This window comes from Micromonospora sp. NPDC049240 (assembly GCF_040647835.1).
Lineage (GTDB): Bacteria > Actinomycetota > Actinomycetes > Mycobacteriales > Micromonosporaceae > Micromonospora.
Genome location: NZ_JBEZCX010000009.1, coordinates 223,945 through 241,158 on the forward strand (window position 1 = coordinate 223,945; position 17,214 = coordinate 241,158).

The 17,214-nt window shown below is 73.8% G+C and carries 20 protein-coding genes and 1 riboswitch; of the genes, 11 read left to right on the plus strand and 9 right to left on the minus strand.

Annotated elements, in window-relative coordinates:
* Position 1 precedes the first annotated feature (1 nt).
* From AB0B02_RS16215 to AB0B02_RS16235, 5 genes are read left to right on the plus strand one after another with little or no spacing between them, the layout of a single operon-like run.
* Positions 2 to 880, plus strand: coding sequence for a metal ABC transporter permease (locus AB0B02_RS16215; protein ID WP_281937162.1), 879 nt, complete (start codon positions 2 to 4; stop codon positions 878 to 880).
* 34 nt (positions 881 to 914) lie between these two features.
* Positions 915 to 1,217 carry a metalloregulator ArsR/SmtB family transcription factor gene (locus tag AB0B02_RS16220; protein ID WP_281937164.1) on the plus strand — a complete coding sequence of 101 codons (303 nt, stop codon included), beginning with the start codon at positions 915 to 917 and terminating at the stop codon, positions 1,215 to 1,217.
* Complete coding sequence (locus AB0B02_RS16225) at positions 1,214 to 1,612, plus strand: transcriptional repressor (protein WP_281937165.1); 399 nt, start codon at positions 1,214 to 1,216, stop codon at positions 1,610 to 1,612. The genes AB0B02_RS16220 and AB0B02_RS16225 overlap by 4 nt, the downstream gene beginning before the upstream one ends.
* 45 nt (positions 1,613 to 1,657) lie before the next feature.
* Positions 1,658 to 2,263, plus strand: a complete 606-nt coding sequence (locus AB0B02_RS16230) for a hypothetical protein (RefSeq protein ID WP_281937166.1) — start codon at positions 1,658 to 1,660, stop codon at positions 2,261 to 2,263.
* Between the two features lie 9 nt (positions 2,264 to 2,272).
* A complete protein-coding gene (locus tag AB0B02_RS16235; RefSeq protein WP_199199561.1) occupies positions 2,273 to 2,443 on the plus strand; it encodes a hypothetical protein in 171 nt (56 codons plus the stop codon).
* Between the two features lie 58 nt (positions 2,444 to 2,501).
* On the opposite strand, the gene AB0B02_RS16240 is transcribed toward AB0B02_RS16235, so the two are convergent.
* The 4 genes from AB0B02_RS16240 to AB0B02_RS16255 all read right to left on the minus strand — a co-directional run bounded on the left by AB0B02_RS16240 (position 2,502) and on the right by AB0B02_RS16255 (position 6,742).
* Positions 2,502 to 4,451, minus strand: a complete 1,950-nt coding sequence (locus AB0B02_RS16240) for an acyl-CoA dehydrogenase family protein (RefSeq protein ID WP_281937170.1) — start codon at positions 4,449 to 4,451, stop codon at positions 2,502 to 2,504.
* Between the two features lie 113 nt (positions 4,452 to 4,564).
* Positions 4,565 to 5,068: a DUF6328 family protein gene (locus tag AB0B02_RS16245; protein WP_281937172.1), complete on the minus strand. Its 504-nt coding sequence runs from the start codon at positions 5,066 to 5,068 to the stop codon at positions 4,565 to 4,567.
* A gap of 91 nt (positions 5,069 to 5,159) precedes the next feature.
* Positions 5,160 to 5,909: an SIS domain-containing protein gene (locus tag AB0B02_RS16250; protein WP_281937174.1), complete on the minus strand. Its 750-nt coding sequence runs from the start codon at positions 5,907 to 5,909 to the stop codon at positions 5,160 to 5,162.
* Positions 5,906 to 6,742, minus strand: a complete 837-nt coding sequence (locus AB0B02_RS16255; RefSeq protein WP_281937177.1) for an alpha/beta hydrolase — start codon at positions 6,740 to 6,742, stop codon at positions 5,906 to 5,908. Before AB0B02_RS16255 ends, AB0B02_RS16250 begins: the two co-directional genes overlap by 4 nt.
* Positions 6,743 to 6,818: 76 nt before the next feature.
* Positions 6,819 to 6,925, plus strand: a riboswitch (TPP riboswitch).
* Positions 6,926 to 6,997: 72 nt separating this feature from the next.
* On the opposite strand from AB0B02_RS16255, the gene AB0B02_RS16260 reads away from it, so the two are divergent.
* The 5 genes from AB0B02_RS16260 (at position 6,998) to gndA (ending at position 12,622) form a co-directional block, all read left to right on the plus strand.
* On the plus strand, positions 6,998 to 7,588 hold the full coding sequence (locus tag AB0B02_RS16260) for an ECF transporter S component (RefSeq protein WP_281937179.1): 591 nt from the start codon (positions 6,998 to 7,000) through the stop codon (positions 7,586 to 7,588).
* A 95-nt stretch (positions 7,589 to 7,683) separates the two neighbouring features.
* Positions 7,684 to 9,159: an ABC transporter ATP-binding protein gene (locus AB0B02_RS16265; protein WP_357300900.1), complete on the plus strand. Its 1,476-nt coding sequence runs from the start codon at positions 7,684 to 7,686 to the stop codon at positions 9,157 to 9,159.
* A complete protein-coding gene (locus AB0B02_RS16270; protein ID WP_107155722.1) occupies positions 9,156 to 9,956 on the plus strand; it encodes an energy-coupling factor transporter transmembrane component T in 801 nt (266 codons plus the stop codon). Before AB0B02_RS16265 ends, AB0B02_RS16270 begins: the two co-directional genes overlap by 4 nt.
* A gap of 798 nt (positions 9,957 to 10,754) precedes the next feature.
* Positions 10,755 to 11,051: an MTH1187 family thiamine-binding protein gene (locus AB0B02_RS16275; protein ID WP_357300902.1), complete on the plus strand. Its 297-nt coding sequence runs from the start codon at positions 10,755 to 10,757 to the stop codon at positions 11,049 to 11,051.
* 128 nt (positions 11,052 to 11,179) lie between these two features.
* On the plus strand, positions 11,180 to 12,622 hold the full coding sequence (gene gndA / locus AB0B02_RS16280) for an NADP-dependent phosphogluconate dehydrogenase (protein ID WP_357300905.1): 1,443 nt from the start codon (positions 11,180 to 11,182) through the stop codon (positions 12,620 to 12,622).
* Positions 12,623 to 12,699: 77 nt separating this feature from the next.
* Here gndA and AB0B02_RS16285 read toward each other — a convergent pair whose 3' ends face one another.
* The 4 genes from AB0B02_RS16285 to recO form a co-directional block, all read right to left on the minus strand.
* The gene (locus AB0B02_RS16285) at positions 12,700 to 12,900 is read right to left on the minus strand and encodes a thioredoxin reductase (RefSeq protein ID WP_281937190.1); all 201 of its coding nucleotides are present in this window, start codon (positions 12,898 to 12,900) and stop codon (positions 12,700 to 12,702) included.
* Positions 12,901 to 13,013: 113 nt separating this feature from the next.
* Positions 13,014 to 13,199, minus strand: a complete 186-nt coding sequence (locus tag AB0B02_RS16290) for a hypothetical protein (protein ID WP_107155717.1) — start codon at positions 13,197 to 13,199, stop codon at positions 13,014 to 13,016.
* 67 nt (positions 13,200 to 13,266) lie between these two features.
* Positions 13,267 to 14,043 (minus strand): isoprenyl transferase, encoded by a 777-nt coding sequence (locus tag AB0B02_RS16295; protein WP_281938541.1) that lies wholly within the window; start codon positions 14,041 to 14,043, stop codon positions 13,267 to 13,269.
* Between the two features lie 32 nt (positions 14,044 to 14,075).
* Positions 14,076 to 14,951 (minus strand): DNA repair protein RecO, encoded by an 876-nt coding sequence (recO, locus tag AB0B02_RS16300; RefSeq protein WP_281937193.1) that lies wholly within the window; start codon positions 14,949 to 14,951, stop codon positions 14,076 to 14,078.
* A 102-nt stretch (positions 14,952 to 15,053) separates the two neighbouring features.
* Here recO and AB0B02_RS16305 point away from each other — a divergent pair, with 102 nt between their 5' ends.
* Positions 15,054 to 15,899, plus strand: coding sequence for a DUF4097 family beta strand repeat-containing protein (locus AB0B02_RS16305; RefSeq protein ID WP_357300908.1), 846 nt, complete (start codon positions 15,054 to 15,056; stop codon positions 15,897 to 15,899).
* Positions 15,900 to 15,911: 12 nt separating this feature from the next.
* Here AB0B02_RS16305 and AB0B02_RS16310 read toward each other — a convergent pair whose 3' ends face one another.
* A complete protein-coding gene (locus AB0B02_RS16310) occupies positions 15,912 to 17,144 on the minus strand; it encodes an acyltransferase (RefSeq protein ID WP_357300910.1) in 1,233 nt (410 codons plus the stop codon).
* Positions 17,145 to 17,214 lie beyond the last annotated feature (70 nt).

The window sequence follows — 17,214 nt, forward strand, 5'->3', positions numbered from 1 at the left end:
GATGGACCTCTTCCAGTACGACTTCATGCTCCGTGCCCTGGTCGGCGCGCTGGTCATCGGCCTGGCCGCGCCGGCGCTCGGCATCTACCTGGTGCAGCGCCGGCTGGCGTTGATCGGCGACGGCATCGGGCACGTGGCGCTCACCGGCGTCGGCGCCGGGTTGCTGCTCAACCGTTCCCCGGTGCTGGTGGCGGTGCTCGCCGCCACGCTCGGCGCAGTCGTGATCGAGCTGGTCCGCGCGTACGGGCGCACCTCCGGCGACCTCGCGCTGGCGCTGCTGTTCTACGGCGGCATCGCCGGCGGTGTGATGCTCGTCGGCCTCTCCGACGCCAGCAGCGGGTCGCTCAACGCGTACCTCTTCGGGTCGCTGACCACCACGTCGCAGGGCGACCTGGTCACCATCGGCGTGCTCGGCGCGGTGCTGCTGGTGACCATGCTGGTGCTGCGCCCGGCGCTGTTCGCGGTCTGCCACGACGAGGAGTACGCGCGCGTCTCCGGCCTGCCGGTGCGGGCGCTGAACCTGCTCGTCGCGGTGGGCACCGCGGTGACCGTGACCATCGCCATGCGGGCGGTCGGCGTGCTGCTGATCAGCGCGTTGATGGTGGTGCCAGTGGCCACGGCCCAGCAGGTGACCCGCGGTTTCCGGTCCACCATGACGGCGGCCATGGCGTTGGGGCTGTTCGCGGCCGGGGCCGGGGTGTGGGTGGCCGCCACGGCCGACACCGCGCCGGGCGCCTCGGTGGTGCTGGTGGCGATCGGCTCGTTCCTGGTGGTGGCGCTGCTGGCGGCCGGCGGGCGGACGCTGCGGCGGCGTCGCGGCCGGGCGACGCCGACTCCCGCGCCGGTCGAGCCGGCCGAGCACGAGGTGCTGCTCGGATGAGAGCGCCCCAACCGGCAGTGGTTATCGTTACGGGGTGACCGGGACCAACGGGTACGACGCCTTCGAGGGCGCGGGCGAGCTGCTCCGTGCCCTCTCGGCCCCGATCCGGCTCGCCATCGTCAGCGAGCTGGCCGAGGGTGAGCGCTGCGTGCACGAGCTGGTCGAGACGCTCGGCGCCCCGCAGCCGCTGGTGTCCCAGCACCTACGCGTGTTGCGCGGCGCCGGGGTGGTGCGCGGCTCGCGACGCGGTCGGGAGATCGCGTACGCGCTCGTCGACGAGCACGTCGCGCACATCGTGGCGGACGCCGTCAGCCACGCCGGGGAGGGATCGGCATGACCACCGGCACGCCGCGTACCACCCGGCAACGCAGCGCGGTGAGCGCGCTGCTGGACGAGGTCGAGGGCTTCCACAGCGCCCAGGACCTGCACGCCATGCTGCGCCGACGGGGCGACCGGATCGGGCTGACCACGGTCTACCGGACGTTGCAGGTGCTCGCCGACGCCGGCGAGATCGACGTGATGCGCCCGCCGGGTGGCGAGCACCTCTACCGGCGGTGCAGCGACGACGGGCACCACCACCACCTGGTCTGCCGGGGCTGCGGTCGTACTGTCGAGGTGGCCGGGCCGGCGGTGGAGAAGTGGGCGGACCGCATCTCCGCCGAGCACGGCTTCACCGAGGTCAGCCACACCCTGGAGATCTTCGGCACCTGCCCGGCCTGCGCCGGCCGGTAAATCCGACCGGTGCCGCCGGGGCCGCGCCGTGGCAGGCTGTCCCGCGTGAAGATCTACGCCGACCGTTTTCCGACCGCCCTCCGCCAGCTCCTGACCGACCTGCTCGTGGTCGTCTGGGTGTACGCGGCGATCCGCTTCGCGCTCTGGCTGCACGACCTGGTCGAGAAGCTCGCCGTACCCGGGCAGAAGCTGGAGGGCGCCGGCGGCGGTCTCGCCGACAACCTGGCCGACGCCGGCGGCAAGGTGGGCCGGGTGCCGCTGGTCGGCGACGAGCTGACCGCGCCCTTCACCCGGGCCGCCGACGCCGCGCGCGCGATGGCCGAGGCCGGCCGGGACCAGCAGGAGCTGGTCGGCCAGTTGGCGCTCGCGTTGACCGTCGCGGTGCTGGTGTTCCCGCTCGGCCTGGTGCTGTTCGGCTGGCTGCCGCTGCGGGTGCGCTGGATGCGCCGGGCCGGCGCGGCGAAGGCCATGTCCGCCGCGCCCGCCGGCCGGGACCTGCTGGCGTTGCGCGCGCTCGCCGGTCAGCCGCTGTCGAAGCTCCAGCGGATCGCACCGGACGTGGCCGAGGCGTGGCGGCGCGGCGACGACGCCACCGTCGACGCGCTCGCCGCGCTGGAGCTGCGCGGACTGGGGTTGCGCACCGGCCGGTAGGGTGTCCCGGTGCTGTACTTCCTGATCGTCGTGGCCGTGCTGCTGCTGGCCTACGCGGGCGTGCTGGTGAGTTTCGTCCGCAAGGGTCGCAAGATCCCGCCGGCGGCCTACCTGGTGCTGGCCGCCCTCAACGGCCTGATCCTCGCCGCGGTGATCGCCTGGGCCATCGCCCGCCGCTGAGCGGGTGTTGGAAGGGGCCCCCTCCTATACCGGAGGCGTTAGCAGGGGGCCCCTCCTTTCACAGTCGGCGGCGGACGTCGTCGGCGGTGGAGGGGCCTGGGGTCCAGGGGGCCACCCAGGGGAGGTCAGTTGGTGGGGTGATCACGCCGGCCTCCACGGAGGCGTACCGGCCGGCGACGATCCGCTTCGCGGCGGCCACGTCGACCGAGTCGGTGTTCGACCAGAGGCCGGTGAACAGCTCGTCGACGCGCAGCCGCGCCTGGCGGCAGAACAGGTCGGCCAACTCGATGTTCTCCGGGTGTTCGAGCCGCTCGGCGTACGCCCGGACGCAGACCGCGGACATCGCGAACAGCTCCGCGCCGATGTCCACCACCCGGCCGAGGAACGCCTGCTTGCGCTCCATCCTGCCCTGCCACCGGGACATCGCGTAGAACGTCGACCGGGCCAGCTTGCGGGAGGTCCGCTCGACGTGCCGCAGGTGCCCGGCCAGCGGCCCGAACTCTTGGTACGCCCCGGGCGCCTGCCCCTTGCCGACCGCGAGCGTGGGCAGCCACTTCGCGTAGAAGGCACCGGCCCGCGCGCCGGCGGCGGCCTTGCGGCCCAGCCCGGCGTCCGGGTCGATGATGTCGCCGGCCACCGAGAGGTGCGCGTCGACCGCCTCACGGGCGATCAGCAGGTGCATGATCTCGGTGGAGCCCTCGAAGATCCGGTTGATCCGCAGGTCCCGCAGGAGCTGCTCGACCGCGGCCGGTCGTTCGCCCCGGGCTTCGAGCGAGTCGGCCGTCTCGTAGCCGCGCCCGCCCCGGATCTGGATCAGCTCGTCGGCGATCCGCCACGCCATCTCGCTGGCGTAGAGCTTGACCAGCGCCGCCTCGATCCGGATGTCGTTGCGGTCGTCGTCGGCGAGCAGGCAGGACAGGTCCAGCATGGACTCCATGCCGTACGTGGTGGCGGCGATGAACGACAGCTTCTTCGCCACCGCCTCGTGCTCGCCGACCGGCCGGCCCCACTGGACCCGGTCGGCGGCCCACTCCCGGGCCACGTTCAACGCCCACTTGCCGGCGCCCACGCACATCGCCGGCAGCGACAGCCGGCCGGTGTTCAGCGTGGTCAGCGCGATCTTCAGGCCCTTGCCCTCGCCGCCGATCACGTTCTCGGCCGGCACCACCACGTCGTGGAACCGGGTGAGGCTGTTCTCCAGGCCGCGCAGCCCGACGAAGGAGTTGCGCCGTTCCACCGTGATGCCCTCGCTGTCGCCCTCCACCACGAACGCGGTGATCCCGCCGCGCCGCCCCTCGGTGGCCGGCACCCGGGCCATCACCACCAGCAGGGTGGCGACCGTGCCGTTGGTGGCCCAGAGCTTCACCCCGTTGAGCCGGTAGCCGGTGCCGTCCTCGGTCGGCTCGGCGGTGGTGGCCAGCCGCGCCGGGTCGGAGCCGACGTCCGGCTCGGTGAGCAGGAACGCGGAGACCTCGCCGGCGGCCAGCCGGGGCAGGAAACGGTCCTTCTGCTCGGGCGTGCCGAACATCTTCAGCGGCTGCGGCACGCCGATCGACTGGTGCGCGGAGAGCAGCGCGCCGATCGCCGGGCTCACCGAACCGGCGAGCATCAACGCCCGGCAGTAGTGCAGGTTGCTGAGCCCGAGGCCGCCGTACTTCCGGTCGATCTTCATGCCGAACGCGCCGAGCCCGGCCATGCCGTGGAACACGTCGTCCGGGATCCGCGCGTCGCGCTCGATCGCCGCGCCGTCCACCTCGGCGCCCAGGTACGCCCCGAACGCGTCGAGGAACTCCGCCGCGCGGGCGGTGTCGGCCGGGTCGGACCGGGGCCACGGGTTGATCAGGTCGAGCCGGAACCGGCCGAGGAAGAGTTCCTTGCCGAAACTGGGCCGGTCCCAGGCCGCCTCGCGGGCCGCCTCGGCGACCTGGCGGGCCTCCTTCTCGGAGACCTGGCCGGCCTCGGTGGGCAGCGGTCCCACCCCGTCGGCGTTGTTCTGTGTCGTGGTCACGGCTGCCTCCTGGATGGTCGGTCCGGCTGCGATCGACGCGCTCGACGAAAACGACGCTACCCCCGGGTGTTACCCAGGGGTAGCGTCGCGTGCACGTCCGATTTGGCGGACCGTCAGTCGCCGGCCAGCGTCTGCGGGTCGTCGTCATCGTCGTCGATGTCGTCCTCACCCCAGTTGCGCCGCGCGAACGGCAGGATCGCCCAGAACGTCAGGAACCAGATGCCGGTGAGCGCGCTGAGCAGGAACGCGATCGGCCGGTCCAGCACGAAGTCGCTGACCAGCAGCACCGAGCTGACCATCGCGATCAGCATGAAGAACAGGCCGCCGGTGGCCATCCGGTGGGCGAAGCGGACCAGCTCCGGCTTGCGGCCCTGGCGGAACAGCGCCCGGTGGAACGCCACCGGCGAGATGATCATCGCGGCGGACGCGGCGGCGGCCAGCAACGCCAGGATGTAGACGTCGCGCTGGAACTCGGTGGTCCGGGTGAACCCGTTGCTGAACGGCAGCGTCAGCAAGAAGGCGAAGAGGATCTGCACGCCGGTCTGCGCGACGCGCAACTCCTGGAGCAGATCGGCGAAGTTGCGCTGCCAGCGCTGCTTCTCGGATTCCTTGGACACTCGCGAACCTCCGGTGAAGACGGCACGGCCGGCGGGTGAACGCCCGCCGGCAGCAGCGCCTGTGCCCGATTCCGGTGATCGCGAAACCGGCTCAGGATCCCCGGCGGATCCGTCCTGCGTACCGGGCTTCCAGCTCCGCGTTGTGCTCGTCGCCGCCGGTGATGTTGGCGGACAGGTAGACCGGCGGCCGCTCTCCCGCCGCCACCAGCCGGGCCACCACCTCGACGGTGATCTGCTGGGCCAGCAGCGCCGCGGTGATCGACGAGACCGCGCCGACCGCGCCGCCGCCGGGCAACGGCAGCGTCGCGTCGCCGTACGGGGCGCCGTTGTCCAGCACCACGTCGGCGAAGTCGGCCAGCTTCCGCCCGGACGGGTGCCGCGAGGTCATCCGCGCCGAGTGCCGCGCCGAGGTGATCGCCACCAGCCCGTGCCCGCGCTGCTTCACGATCGACGCGAACTCGACCATCGCCCCGTTCACGCCCGAGTTGGAGGCGAGCACGAACACGTCCGGCGGCCGAACCGGGGCCAGCTCGTAGAGCCGGCGCGCCACCGCCGGCTCGCGTTCCAGCTTCGGACCGAGCACGTCGGCCGGCTCGCCGCCGTGCAGTACCAGGTCGCGCAGCGCGATGCGGTTGGTGGGCACCAGCCCGCCGGCGCGGCCGGCGATCTCCATGGCGAGCGCCTCGGAGTGCCCGGTGCCGAACGCGTGCACCACCCCGTCGGCACGGAGCGCCGCCACGATCAGATCGGCCGCCTCCGCCACGTTCCCCCGCTGCTCGGTGGCCACCTGCTGCATCGTCGACGTCACCGTCGCCAGGTACGCCTCGGCGCTCACCGTCATGCCTCCTCCGTCCCTCGGACCCGGGCCAGGACCGCCTCGGCCAGCGGGCCCGGGGCCTCGTCGGGGATCCAGTGGCTGACGCCGGCCAGGGTCACGAACCGGTAGTCGCCGGTGACGTGTCCCGCGCACGCCTCGGCGGCGGTCCGGCCGACCGCCACGTCCTTGTCGCTCCACACGTACGTGGTCGGCACCGCCACCGGGCCGACCGCCTTCATGTCCGACCCGCTCATCGCGCGGTACCAGTTCAGCGCCGCAGTGAGCGCTCCCGGCTCCCGCATCGGGTCGGCGTACCGGGCGACGGTGGCCGCGTCGCCGACGCCGCGCAGCATCCGGCGCAGCACGGCGCCGTGCAGCGCCAGCAGGACCTTCTCCGCCTTGCCCGGCATCCGGAACAGCGCCATGTAGGCGGACTTGGCCTTCTGCCGGGGATCGTTGGCGAGCGCGTGGCCCATCGCGGCCGGGTGCGGCACCGACACCGCGGTCAGCGTCCGCACCCGCTCCGGGTGCGCCGCCGCCAGGCCCCAGGCCACGATCGCGCCCCAGTCGTGGCCGACCACGTGTGCGGCGGTCACCCCGAGCGCGTCCAGCACGGCCGCCGCGTCGGCCACCAGCTCCGGAATCCGGTACGCCTCGACCGCCGCCGGCCGCGCGCCGGGCGAGTAGCCGCGCTGGTCGAGCGCGTACGTGCGCAGCCCGGCGGCGTGCAGCGCGGGCGTCACCGCGTCCCACTCGCCGGAGTGCTGCGGAAAGCCGTGCAGCAGCAGGACGGGGTCGCCGCCCTCGGGGCCGCCGGTGCGTACCTCGAACGTCAGATTTCGCGTCTCGACCCGCATGATCGCCAGCCTACCGACAGTCGCCCTGCTGGGCCCGGCCCCGACGTCGGTGCTAGCGTCTGCGACGAGACAACTTCACATCCGACAGGGGAGCGCACAGCGCTGAGAGTGCGGGCCGGTGCCCGCAGACCCTCGAACCTGATCTGGGTAATGCCAGCGCAGGGAGTTCGGTCGACCTCCAGCCGCGTCGACGTCCGGCATTCCGGGCGCGGCGTGCGTCTTCTCCTGGTTCCTCACCACGAACTGGGAGCCACCGTGAACCACACCGACAGCAACCGCTGGCGTACCGTCGACATCGTCGTCGCCTCGGTCATCGCCGTCGCCTTCGGCGTCGTCTTCTGGGCCTGGGGCCTGCTCTGGAGCGCCACCGACGCGGCGTTCGCGTTCTTTCCGCCGGCGCAGGCGGTGCTCTACGGCGTGTGGCTGATCCCGGCGGTGCTCGCCGGCCTGATCATCCGCAAGCCGGGCGCCGCGCTCTACTGCGAGACGGTGGCCGCGATCGTCTCCGCGCTGCTGGGCAGCCAGTGGGCGGGCATCGTGATCCTCCAGGGCCTGATGCAGGGCATCGGCGCGGAGTTGGCGTTCGCCGCGTTCCGCTACCGCTCGTTCAAGCTGCCGGTGGCGGTGCTGGCCGGCGCGCTGACCGGCCTGGGCGCGGCGATCTTCGACTTCGTCTACTGGAACAAGGCGTACGAGCTGACCTCCTACCGCATCCCGTACGCGCTCATCACGATCGTCAGCGCCACGGTCGTCGCCGGCCTCGGCGCCCACCTGCTGACCCGCGCCCTGGCCAACACCGGCGTCCTGGACCGTTTCCCCGCCGGCCGCGACCGCGCCCTGGTCTGACGGCGTCCGCCGTTGATCAAGGAGTTTGCGTCGGCGGCGGGCGGTTTCCCTGACGCGAACTTCTTGATCAACGAGGCTGGGGAGGGGGTGGCGCGGTGAGCGGGGTGGTTCTGCGGGGGTTCGGGTGGCGGCACGGGGGGCGGAAACGCTGGGCGGTGCGCGGGGTGGACCTGCGCGTCGAGAGCGGGGAGCGGGTGCTGCTGCTGGGGGCGTCGGGGGCCGGGAAGAGCACGCTGCTGGCGGCGCTGGCCGGGCTGCTGCCGGAGGACTCCGGCGAGCAGGAGGGGGCCGTCGAGATCGACGGGCTGGACCCGCGCAAGGCCCGCGAACGCGTCGGCGTGCTGTTCCAGGACCCGGAGACCCAGCTCGTGATGGCCCGCTCCGGCGACGACGTCGCGTTCGGGCTGGAGAACCGCGGCGTGCCGGCCGGGGAGATCTGGCCCCGGGTCGACCACGCGTTGCGCCGGGTCGGCTTCCCCTACCACCGGGACCGCCCGACCGCCGCGCTCAGCGGCGGCGAGCAGCAGCGGCTGGCCCTCGCCGGGGCGCTCGCGCTGCGGCCGGGGCTGTTGCTGCTCGACGAGCCGACCGCCAACCTCGACCCGGCCGGCGCCGCGCTGGTCCGCCGGGCGGTCGCGGACGGGCTCGACCCGGACACCACGCTGATCCTGGTGGAGCACCGGGTCGCCGAGGCGCTGCCGCTCGTCGACCGCGTGGTGGTGCTGGAACCGGGTGGCGGCGTGCGCGCCGACGGGCCGCCCGGCGCGGTCTTCGCCGCGCACGGCGAGGCGCTCGCCGCCGCCGGGGTCTGGGTGCCCGGGCACACCGTGCCGCCGCGACACGCCACCGCGCCGGCCGGCGACGTGCTGCTCACCGCCGACCGGCTCGGCCTGCCGCCCCGGCTGGCCCCCACCGACCTCCGGGTACGCGCCGGCGAGGCGCTCGCCGTCCTCGGCCCGAACGGCGCCGGCAAGTCCACGCTGGCACTGCTCCTCGGCGGCCTGCTGCGCCCCGGCACCGGCACGGTCACCGCGGCCACGGAGCTGGCCGGGCGGGACGCGCGCACTCCCCCGCACCGCTGGCGGGCGCCGGCGCTGGCCCGCCGGATCGGCTCGGTCTTCCAGGACCCGGAGCACCAGTTCGTCACCGGTACGGTCCGCGACGAACTGGCGCTCGGCCCGCGCCGGACCGGGCAGCCCGAGGTGGCGGTCACCGCCACCGTGGACGCGCTGCTGCACCGGCTGCGACTGGACCGGCTGGCCGGCGCCAACCCGTACACCCTCTCCGGTGGCGAGGCGCGGCGGCTGAGCGTGGCGACCGCCCTGGCCACCGCGCCCCGCCTGCTGATCTGCGACGAGCCCACGTTCGGCCAGGACCGGCGCACCTGGCGGGAACTGGTCGACCTGCTCGCCGAGCTGCGCGACGCCGGCCACGGCGTGGTCACGGTGACCCACGACGCGGACTTCGTCGCCGCGCTGGCCGACCGGACGCTCACCCTGGACCGCCCGGCCGGGTCCGACGAGCCGGGCCGGTCTCCCTCGCCGCCGGGCCGAGGGGCGGGTACGCCGTGATCGACCTGGAGCCGGTGGCGACGCCGGGCGCCCCGCTGGCCCGGCGCAACCCGGTGGCGAAGCTGGCCGCCGCGATGGTGTTCACCATCGTGCTGGTGGCGACGCTGGACCCGGTCGCGCCGGCCATCGCCATCGCGGTCGAGCTGGCCGTGCTGCCGCTGTTCGGGGTCCGCTACCGGGTGCTCGCCCGCCGGGCGTGGCCGCTGCTGGCCGCCGCCGTCGGCATCCTGGTCACGCTGGTGCTCTTCGCCGCCGACCGGTCCGGGCCGGTGCTGGTCGAGGCCGGGCCGGTGCTGGTCACCCAGGGCGTCCTGGTCACCGCGCTCGGGCTGGTGCTGCGCATGCTCGCGGTGGCGCTGCCCGGCATCATCGTGTTCGCCACCACGGACCCGACCGAACTGGCCGACGCGCTGATCCAGAACGCGAAGGCGCCGGCCCGGTTCGCCATCGGCGCGCTGGCCGCGTTCCGGCTGGTGCCGCTGCTCGAACAGGAGTGGCGGATGATCAGCATGGCCCGCCGGGCCCGGGGGGTGGACGCCGGCCGCAACCCGGTGGCCAAGCTGCGGCTCTTCGCGTCCACCGCGTTCACGCTGCTGGTCGGCGCGATCCGGCGCGGTACCCGGCTGGCCGTGGCGATGGACGCCCGCGGCTTCGACGCGGGCACCCCGCGTACGGTCGCCCGCCGACAGCGCTTCACCCGCGCGGACGCCCTGCTCGTGCTCGCCGCCGCCCTGCTGGCCGGTGCCGCCCTGACCACCAGCATCCTCCTCGGCACCTTCCGCCCCCTGATCGGCTGACCCCCTCCCCTCCCGGCCCGGCGATCATGAAGTTGACGGCATTCCCTGTCCGTTTTGCCGCCGCCAACCTCATGATCGACGCACCGCGGGGCGATCTTGGAAGGAAACGGCCCGTGGAGGGGCCGGGAGCTTCCAAGATCTATTGCGATCTCCGCGCACCCCCCGTGACGGGGCACGCAGAGATCGGGGACGGATGAGGATCAGCTGCGCCGGAAGGCGTAGAACCGGTTCTGGCCGGCTCGCTGGCTACGGCCGGCCAACCGGGCGTCGCGGCCGGCGGACGGGCCGGCCTTCGGTGCCGAGCGAGCCGACGTCGAACCAGCCGACGTCGAACCAGCCGGCTCCGACCCGACCGGCGCTGAACCAGCCGACACCGGCCCGGCCGACGCCGAACCGGGCGTCGAAACGGACAGGGTCACCGGTGTCGACGGGGACACGGTGAGCGCGTCGAGATCCGTCGGCGTCAACCCCAGCGGGGACGACGACGGCTTACGGGACTTCTTCGGGTTGCGCTTCGCGGGCATCCGCGGGCCTCCTGTCTGTCGGGCGCGCCGACCACGGTCGCGCCGGGGGCGCGCCGTTCGGGGACGCGCCGAGCGGGTGCGATCCGGTGCGATCCGACCGCGACAGACACCGCGAACAACGGCGACGGGAAGGGATGCGGACGCCCGGAGCAGGACGGGTCCGCGGCATCTGCGGCGGCGGACCGGCTCGGAGGAAGGGCGTCAGTTGCGCATGCCGACACGCTAACCCGACGCCACCGACACCCGCACCCGAATTACTGACACCATCGTCGGCATGCTTGTCGCGTTCTCCATCACCCCGCTCGGCGTGGGTGAGTCCGTGGGCGACCCGGTCGCCGACGCCGTCCGGGTGGTCCGCGATTCCGGCCTGCCGAACCGGACCGATGCCATGTTCACCACTGTCGAGGGTGAGTGGGACGAGGTGATGGCGGTGGTGAAGCGGGCCGTCGACACCGTCGCGGCCCAGGCGCCCCGGGTCAGCCTGGTGCTCAAGGCCGACCTGCGCCCCGGCGTGACCGACGCGTTGACCGCGAAGGTGGCGCACATCGAGGCGCGTCTCGCCGAGGGATGAGACGCGCCGCCACCGCCTCCTCACCCCTCGTCGCGGTGTGATCCCCTCACGCCACGACCGCGATACGGTCGCAGGACGGCAACGAGGACGGCCGCGGTCAGCGGCGCGGACGAGAGGTGGCGGTACGCATGGCAGAGCAGGCGACGGCGCAGATCGGGGTCACCGGTCTGGCCGTGATGGGTCGCAACCTGGCCCGGAACCTGGCCCGCAACGGCTTCGCCGTGGCGGTGCACAACCGGTCGCCGGAGCGCACCCGCAGCCTGGTCGCCGAGCACGGTGACGAGGGCACGTTCGTGCCGTCCGAGTCGCTCGCCGACTTCGTCACCTCGCTGGAGCGGCCACGCGCGGTGATCGTGATGGTGAAGGCCGGCGCGCCGACCGACGCCGTGATCGACGAGCTGATCCCGCTGCTGGAGGAGGGGGACATCGTCGTCGACTGCGGCAACGCGCACTTCGCCGACACCCGCCGCCGGGAGGAGGCGCTGCGCGCGCACGGGCTGCACTTCGTCGGCACCGGCGTCTCCGGCGGCGAGGAGGGCGCGCTGCGCGGCCCGAGCATCATGCCGGGCGGCTCGGCGGAGTCCTACCAGAAACTCGGGCCGATCTTCGAGAAGATCGCCGCACAGGTGGAGGGCGCGCCCTGCTGCCGGCACGTCGGCCCGGACGGCGCCGGCCACTTCGTGAAGATGGTGCACAACGGCATCGAGTACGCCGACATGCAGCTCATCGCCGAGGCGTACGACCTGCTGCGGGCCGGCCTGCCGGCGAGCCCGGCGGAGATCGCGGACATCTTCCGGGAGTGGAACGGCGGCGAGCTGGAGTCGTTCCTGATCGAGATCACCGCGGACGTGCTCGGGCACACCGACGCGGCGACCGGCCACGCGTTCGTGGACGTGGTGCTCGACCAGGCCGAGCAGAAGGGCACCGGCCGCTGGACCGTGCAGAGCGCGCTGGACCTGGGCATCCCGATCACCGGCATCGCCGAGGCCACGTTCGCCCGCTCACTGTCCGGCCACGCGGACCAGCGCGAGGCGGCCCGTCGCGTGTTCGCCGACGCCGGCGAGAAGTGGCAGGTGGAGGACCGGGACACGTTCGTCGAGGACGTGCGCCGCGCGCTGCTGGCCAGCAAGATCGTCGCGTACGCGCAGGGCTTCGACCACATCCGGGCCGGCAGCCGGGAGTACGACTGGAACATCGACCTGGGCGGCACGGCCACCATCTGGCGGGGCGGCTGCATCATCCGGGCCCGCTTCCTGGACCGCATCCGGGAGGCGTACGACGGCGAGCCGGAGCTGGCGACGCTGCTCGTCGCGCCGTGGTTCGCCGACCGGGTCAGCGCCGGTGTCCCGGCCTGGCGGCGGGTGGTGGCCGACGCGGCCCGGGCGGGCGTGCCGACCCCGGCCTTCGCGTCGTCGCTGGCCTACTTCGACGCGCTGCGGGCGCAGCGGCTGCCGGCCGCGCTGATCCAGGGGCTGCGGGACAACTTCGGCGCGCACACCTACCACCGGGTGGACCGGGACGGCGCGTTCCACACCCGCTGGGCCGGCGACCGCTCCGAAGTGGAGGGCTGAGCCCCACCACGCTCACCCGGCGGGCGGCCCGGGTCACGGCGCGGCACCGGACGCGCCGGGCCGGGGCCGTCGCCGGGTCACCGGGCCCAGTCCGCCGCCGGCTCACCGGCGGCCAGCTCGCCGATCTCGCCGGAACGGACGGTGGGGGTGTGTCCGAGGTCGGCGCACCACCGCTCGGCGACGCCGGCGCACAGCTCGGCGACCGTCTCCCGGCGGCTCGGCTCCACCAGGTCGGCGGCGGCCAGGGCGGCCGTCATCTCGTACCGGAGATCGCGCATCTTCCACCCCCGTGGCGGCGCGTCCCGGCGGCGCGCCCTGCGCCGATGGTAAAGCGGAACGCCCCACGGATGCGGGGCGTTCCGCCGATGGCCGGCCGACGCCGGCCGGCAGGTCAGAAGAACCGACGCCGCTTGGCCTTCTGCGGCCGGAGCAGGTCCGCGCCCTTGGTCAGCAGGCGGCTCACCCCGGTCGGCCCGCGACGGGCCTCCAGCGTGTGGCTGAGCCGGCGGGCGCCGGCCGCCGCCAGCGGCACGGCGACCGCCATGACCGCCCACTGCCCGATCCGCTTCTGAATCATGTGGCTCACCTCCGCGTTTGCTGTTGTCCCTACCGGTACCCAGCGCGTCGCCTCGGTAAGCGTGAGCTCAGACTCCCGGGGCCACCGGGTTGGGCAGCGCGCCGCCGAAGCGGCGGTCCCGCTGGGCGTACAGCTCGCAGGCGTACCAGAGATGACGGCGGTCGAAGTCGGGCCAGAGCGTGTCCAGGTAGACCAGCTCCGCGTACGCGGTCTGCCAGAGCAGGAAGTTCGAGATGCGCTGCTCGCCGGAGGGACGCAGGAACATGTCCACCTCGGGCACCTCGGGGTGGTAGAGGTAACGTGCCACCGTCTTCTCGGTGACCTTGTCCGGATGCAGCTTGCCGGCGGCGACGTCCCGGGCGATCGCGGCGGCGGCGTCGGCGATCTCCGCCTGGCCGCCGTAGTTGACGCAGAACTGGAGCGTCAGCGTCGAATTGTCCCGCGACATCTCCTCGGCGGTCTGCAACTCGGAGATGACGCTCTTCCAGAGCCGCCCGGCCCGGCCCGACCACACCACCCGGACGCCCAGGTCGACGAGCTGGTCCCGGCGGCGGCGGATGACGTCGCGGTTGAAGCCCATCAGGAAGCGGACCTCGTCCGGCGAGCGACGCCAGTTCTCGGTGGAGAACGCGTACGCGGACAGGTAGGGGATGCCCATCTCGATCGCGCCCTCGACGGTGTCGAACAGGCTGTGCTCGCCCTGCTCGTGCCCCTTGGTGCGGGGCAGCCCCCGCTCCTTGGCCCAGCGGCCGTTGCCGTCCATCACGATGGCGACGTGCCGGGGCACCGCGGCGGGTGGCAACGCCGGCGGCCGGGCACCGGACGGGTGCGGGGTCGGCGGCACCGGCTCACGGCGGTGCGCCCTCGTCGATCGGATCACTCGGTCATCTCCCTGTTCACACCAGCGACGGCGGGCCCGTCGCCGGTGCGCGGCGGGACCACACCCGGCCCCGCGCCGCCGGGCGGCGGGACCGCGCCGGGCGCCGGGGCACCCCGGTCGACCAGCGGCAGCGAGCGTAGCGCGCGCTCCAGATGCCACTGGAGGTGCGCCGCGACCAGCCCACTGCACTCCCGGCGTACGCCGTTCTCGGCGGCGTCGGCGTACGCCCAGTCGCCGGTGGTCAGCGCGGACATCAGCACGAACGTGGCCGGCGCGGGATGGGCGGCGCCGGGCGGCCGGCAGTCCGGGCAGACGGCGCCGCCGGCCGGCACCGAGAACGCGCGGTGCGGACCCGGCTCGCCGCAGACCGCGCAGGCGGCCAGCGCCGGCGCCCAGCCGGCGAACGCCATGCCGCGCAGCAGGTACGCGTCGAGCACCAGCGTGGTGGCGTGATCGCCGCGGGCCAGGGACTTCATCGCGCCGAGGGTGAGCTGGAACAGCCGCAGCGACGGCTCCCGCTCGACCGGGGTCAGCCGTTCGGCGGTCTCGGCGATCGCGCTGGCCGCCGTGTAGCGGGGGTAGTCGCCGAGGAACCGCTTGCCGTACAGCTCGATCGCCTCGACCTGGCTCACGGTGTGCAGCGAGCTGCCCTGGTTGCCCTTGGGGTCGCCGGCGAGCTGGAGGTCGACGTGGCCGAACGGCTCCAGCCGGGCGCCGAACCTGCTGGTGGTGCGCCGGACGCCCCGGGCCACCGCGCGCAACCGGCCGTGCCGCCGGGTGAACAGCGTGATGATCCGGTCGGACTCGCCCAGCTTCTGCACGCGCAGCACCACCGCGTCGTCGCGGTAGAGCTGTCGGCGGTACCCGGCCATCGGTCCATTCTCCCTCGGGGTGCGATCTCAGGGTCGGCTCGGGGTGGACCGGCGGGCGATCCCGGATGTGGCGGTCACCCGGCCGGCCCTAGTGTGCTGGCCATGGCTTCGCTCCGAACGGCGCTCCGGCCGCGTGGCACCGCTTCCCGGCCGTACGGCGCCGCTTCCCGCCCGCGCACGGTGGTGGCGGCGACCGCGATCGCCGCGCTCATCGTGCTCGCCGGGTGTGACACCCTCTCGTTCCGCCGGCTCGACTACGACCAGTCCGAACGCGCGAAGATCACCCGGATCACCGTGGACGGCAACGGCGACGGCTCCGGGGACGTGGTGGTGCGCGCCACCGGCCCGGTCGACCAGGTGCAGATCAAGCGCGTGGTCCGCTACCAGGGCAGCGAGCCGGACAGCCGGTACGAGATCAGGGGCGACGAGCTGGTGCTGCCCACCGACTGCGGGCAGCGGTGCAGCATCTCCTGGGAGGTGACCGCGCCGCCCGGCGTGGCGGTCCGGGGCGGCACCGGCTCGGGCAACGTCGACCTCACCGAGGTCGGGACGGTGGAGTTCACGCTCAGCTCCGGGGACCTGACCATCAGCGGAGCCCGCGGCGAGGTCCGCGCCTCCACCGAGTCGGGCAACATCCGGCTGACCGAGGTGGCCGGTCCGGTCCGGCTACGGACCGGCTCCGGCGACATCGAGGCCCGCCGGCTCGCCTCCGCGGTCGACGCGGAAGCGGCCCCGGGCAACCTGACCGTCGAGCTGGACCAGCCGGCCCCGGTCCGACTGCACGCCACCAGCGGGAACATCGACCTCGCCGTGCCGGCTGGCCGATACCGGGTGCGGGCCGACGCGAAGTCCGGCGACACCGACGTGCGGGTGTCGAACGACCCCGGTGCGTCCCTGCTGCTCGACGTGACGGCCACCAGCGGCAACGTCACCGTCAGCAGCCGCTGAGCCGGCCGCCGCTCAGTTGGCGGCGCGGACGCCGGACGATCCGGCGGCGCGGCCCGCGGACGACCCGGCGGCCCGGTCCCGGGGCGCGTCGGCGTCGGCGGGCGGCCCGTCGGATCGGCCGGGCGTCGGCCCGGGAGCACGGCGGGGTGCCGGCACCCGGGCCCCGGCGCCGACCAGCCGGCCGGCCGCGCCGGCCGGGGCCGGGCTGGCCGGCGCGTCCGCCGCCCGCGCCGGCACGGTCCGCCGTGGCCGGCCGGGCACCAGTTCCGGGGTACGCCGAGCAGCCACGTCCTCGACCCAGCCGACCAGCAACGTCACCACGCCGACGAGCACGAAGACCAGCCCCACCCGCAGCCACAGGCCGACCGGGTCCCGCGGCGACCAGCCGACCAGGCCGACCAGCGGGGTGAGCGCCACCACGAACGGCATGTGCCAGAGGTAGACGGTGAGCGCCCGCCGGTTCACCACGGTCACCGCCCGGCCGAACACCGGGAACCGGTCGATCCACGCCGCGCCCGTGGGCGCCCGTCCGATCGCCACCAGGATGAACGCGGTCGCCCAGAGCGCATTGCCCAGCGGGATGTCGTTGATGTCGTAGCCGCGCGGCCCGGGATGGGTGACGATCCAGGCCAGACCGGCCGCGCCGAGCACGCCGGCGACCGGCAGCAGCACCCGGTTGCGCATCCGGCGCAGCAGGCCGTCGTGGTGGGCGAAGCCGAGCAGCCACGCGCCGAAGTAGAGGCCGAACTCGCGCAGCACCGTCGGCGGGTTCAGCAGGATGCCGAACTCGATGGCGGCGAGCAGCGCGTACGGGGCGACCAGCGTGGGCAGCGGCGCGCGGCGGAACAGCCACAGCGCCACCGGCGAGGCGAGCACGAACCAGAGGTAGTCCCGCAGGTACCAGATCGGGCTGAGCGCCAGCCCACCCCAGTAGTTGGCCGGCGGATCACTGATCGGGAAGAGCCAGAGCAGCACCTTCGGCTCGAACGCCAGCCCGGTGAGCAGCATCGCCGGCACGAAGACCGCCGCCGCCACCCAGAGCGAGGGCAGCAGCCGACGCAGCCGGCGCCCCACGGCGGACACCCCGCTGCGGTCCAGCGACGCGGCCATCAGCGACCCGGCCAGGGCGAACATCACCGCCATCGCCGGGAACACCAGTGTGAGCGTGGCGTAGCCGGTGACGTGGTAGGTGACGACGCGCAGGATGGCCAGGAAGCGGAGCAGGTCGAGGTAGCGGTTTCGCATCAGCTCGCAGCGGGGTCCGGGGGCAGAGACAGAAGTCCCTACCCTGCTCCCGCCGCCTGTGAAACGTGTA

Excerpts from the sequence above, each read along its gene's own strand:
- AB0B02_RS16215 (WP_281937162.1), top strand. The coding sequence starts at position 2 with ATGGACCTCTTCCAGTACGACTTCATGCTCCGTGCCCTGGTCGGCGCG.
- AB0B02_RS16225 (WP_281937165.1), top strand. The coding sequence starts at position 1,214 with ATGACCACCGGCACGCCGCGTACCACCCGGCAACGCAGCGCGGTGAGC.
- AB0B02_RS16250 (WP_281937174.1), bottom strand. The coding sequence starts at position 5,909 with ATGACGGTGAGCGCCGAGGCGTACCTGGCGACGGTGACGTCGACGATG.
- AB0B02_RS16255 (WP_281937177.1), bottom strand. The coding sequence starts at position 6,742 with ATGCGGGTCGAGACGCGAAATCTGACGTTCGAGGTACGCACCGGCGGC.
- AB0B02_RS16275 (WP_357300902.1), top strand. The coding sequence starts at position 10,755 with ATGCTTGTCGCGTTCTCCATCACCCCGCTCGGCGTGGGTGAGTCCGTG.
- gndA (WP_357300905.1), top strand. The coding sequence starts at position 11,180 with ATGGCAGAGCAGGCGACGGCGCAGATCGGGGTCACCGGTCTGGCCGTG.
- AB0B02_RS16285 (WP_281937190.1), bottom strand. The coding sequence starts at position 12,900 with ATGCGCGATCTCCGGTACGAGATGACGGCCGCCCTGGCCGCCGCCGAC.
- AB0B02_RS16290 (WP_107155717.1), bottom strand. The coding sequence starts at position 13,199 with ATGATTCAGAAGCGGATCGGGCAGTGGGCGGTCATGGCGGTCGCCGTG.
- recO (WP_281937193.1), bottom strand. The coding sequence starts at position 14,951 with ATGGCCGGGTACCGCCGACAGCTCTACCGCGACGACGCGGTGGTGCTG.
- AB0B02_RS16305 (WP_357300908.1), top strand. The coding sequence starts at position 15,054 with ATGGCTTCGCTCCGAACGGCGCTCCGGCCGCGTGGCACCGCTTCCCGG.
- AB0B02_RS16310 (WP_357300910.1), bottom strand. The coding sequence starts at position 17,144 with ATGCGAAACCGCTACCTCGACCTGCTCCGCTTCCTGGCCATCCTGCGC.